Below are 2,731 nucleotides of genomic sequence, written 5' to 3' on the forward strand. Positions count from 1 at the left end.
AAGGATGTTCCGGCGGTGTCCTACTCTCCCACACCCTGTCGAGTGCAGTACCATCGGCGCTGGTGGCCTTAGCTTCCGGGTTCGGAATGGGACCGGGCGTTTCCCCACCGCTATAGCCGCCGTAACTCTATGAAACTATCCACACACCCCCCAACCACAACCCCCACTCCCGGGAAACTATCCCTTCGGAGCTTTTGGTTGCATGTGGTGGGGTGTCTGTGTGTTGTTTCAGATACCGCACAGTGGACGCGTAGCTTCTTCGTTGGTAAGTCCTCGGCCGATTAGTACCAGTCACCTACACCCGTTACCGGGCTTCCAGTTCTGGCCTATCAACCCCATGGTCTGTAGGGGGCCTTAACCACTCGAAGGTGGAGAGAAACCTCATCTTGGAACAGGCTTCCCGCTTAGATGCTTTCAGCGGTTATCCCTTCCGAACGTAGCCAACCAGCAGTGCCCCTGGCGGGACAACTGGCACACCAGAGGTTCGTCCGTCCCGGTCCTCTCGTACTAGGGACAGCCTTCCTCAAGTTTCTGACGCGCGCGGCGGATAGAGACCGAACTGTCTCACGACGTTCTAAACCCAGCTCGCGTGCCGCTTTAATGGGCGAACAGCCCAACCCTTGGGACCTACTCCAGCCCCAGGATGCGACGAGCCGACATCGAGGTGCCAAACCATCCCGTCGATATGGACTCTTGGGGAAGATCAGCCTGTTATCCCCGGGGTACCTTTTATCCGTTGAGCGACACCGCTTCCACTTGCCGGTGCCGGATCACTAGTCCCGACTTTCGTCCCTGCTCGAGCTGTCACTCTCACAGTCAAGCTCCCTTGTGCACTTGCACTCGACACCTGATTGCCAACCAGGCTGAGGGAACCTTTGGGCGCCTCCGTTACATTTTGGGAGGCAACCGCCCCAGTTAAACTACCCACCAGGCACTGTCCCTGAACCAGATCATGGCCCGAGGTTAGAAGTCCAATACGACCAGAGTGGTATTTCAACGACGACTCCACACACACTGGCGTGCATGCTTCACAGTCTCCCACCTATCCTACACAAACCGTACCGAACACCAATACCAAGCTATAGTGAAGGTCCCGGGGTCTTTTCGTCCTGCCGCGCGTAACGAGCATCTTTACTCGTAATGCAATTTCGCCGAGTCTGTGGTTGAGACAGCAGAGAAGTCGTTACGCCATTCGTGCAGGTCGGAACTTACCCGACAAGGAATTTCGCTACCTTAGGATGGTTATAGTTACCACCGCCGTTTACCGGGGCTTAAATTCTCAGCTTCGCGCCGAAACGCTAACCGGTCCTCTTAACCTTCCGGCACCGGGCAGGCGTCAGTCCGTATACATCGTCTTACGACTTCGCACGGACCTGTGTTTTTAGTAAACAGTCGCTTCTCTCTGGTCTCTGCGACCCAACCCAGCTCACGGTGCAAGACCGGTCACCAGATCAGGTCCCCCTTCTCCCGAAGTTACGGGGGCATTTTGCCGAGTTCCTTAACCACAGTTCTCTCGATCGCCTCAGTATTCTCTACCTGACCACCTGTGTCGGTTTGGGGTACGGGCCGTGTACCAACTCACTAGAGGCTTTTCTCGGCAGCATAGGATCACTGAATTCACCTCAATCGGCTACGCATCACCTCTCAGGCACATGCTGTGCGGATTTGCCTACACAACGCCCTACAGGCTTACACCAGTACAACCACTGACTGGCCCAGCTACCTTCCTGCGTCACCCCATCGCTTGACTACTACACCCAGGATCCCATGCAGCCACTTCTCTTCACCCGAAGGTGATAGGTCCGCTTTTGGATGGTTAGCACAGATGATTCGCCATTGGGCGCGGATACACGGGTACGGGAATATCAACCCGTTGTCCATCGACTACGCCTGTCGGCCTCGCCTTAGGTCCCGACTCACCCTGGGCGGATTAACCTGGCCCAGGAACCCTTGGTCATTCGGCGGACGAGTTTCTCACTCGTCTTTCGCTACTCATGCCTGCATTCTCACTCGCGCAGCCTCCACAACTAGGTCACCCCGCTGCTTCCCCGGCTACACGACGCTCCCCTACCCATCCAGACTCCTGGCTCGAAAGCAGAATAATGTCTGAATGCCGCGGCTTCGGCGGTGTACTTGAGCCCCGCTACATTGTCGGCGCAGAATCACTTGACCAGTGAGCTATTACGCACTCTTTCAAGGGTGGCTGCTTCTAAGCCAACCTCCTGGTTGTCTTCGCGACTCCACATCCTTTTCCACTTAGTACACGCTTAGGGGCCTTAGCCGGCGATCTGGGCTGTTTCCCTCTCGACTACGAAGCTTATCCCCCGCAGTCTCACTGCCGCGCTCTCACTCACCGGCATTCGGAGTTTGGCTGACTTCGGTAAGCTTGTAGGCCCCCTAGGCCATCCAGTAGCTCTACCTCCGGTGAGAAACACGCGACGCTGCACCTAAATGCATTTCGGGGAGAACCAGCTATCACGGAGTTTGATTGGCCTTTCACCCCTACCCACAACTCATCCCCTCAGTTTTCAACCTAAGTGGGTTCGGGCCTCCACGACGTCTTACCGTCGCTTCACCCTGGCCATGGGTAGATCACTCCGCTTCGGGTCCATAATGTGCGACTCAAACGCCCTATTCGGACTCGCTTTCGCTACGGCTCCCCCACACGGGTTAACCTCGCCACACACCAATGACTCGCAGGCTCATTCTTCAAAAGGCACGCCATCACCCC

General features: G+C 56.4%; 2 rRNA genes. Both read right to left on the reverse strand.

Annotation, left to right across the window (positions count from 1 at the left end):
• Window positions 1–7 precede the first annotated feature (7 nt).
• Window positions 8–124 (reverse strand): 5S ribosomal RNA (gene rrf, locus ACW2Q0_RS31020).
• Between the two features lie 137 nt (window positions 125–261).
• Window positions 262–2,731, reverse strand: a 23S ribosomal RNA gene (locus ACW2Q0_RS31025); the annotation flags it as partial.

The organism is Nocardia citri, from assembly GCF_054065835.1.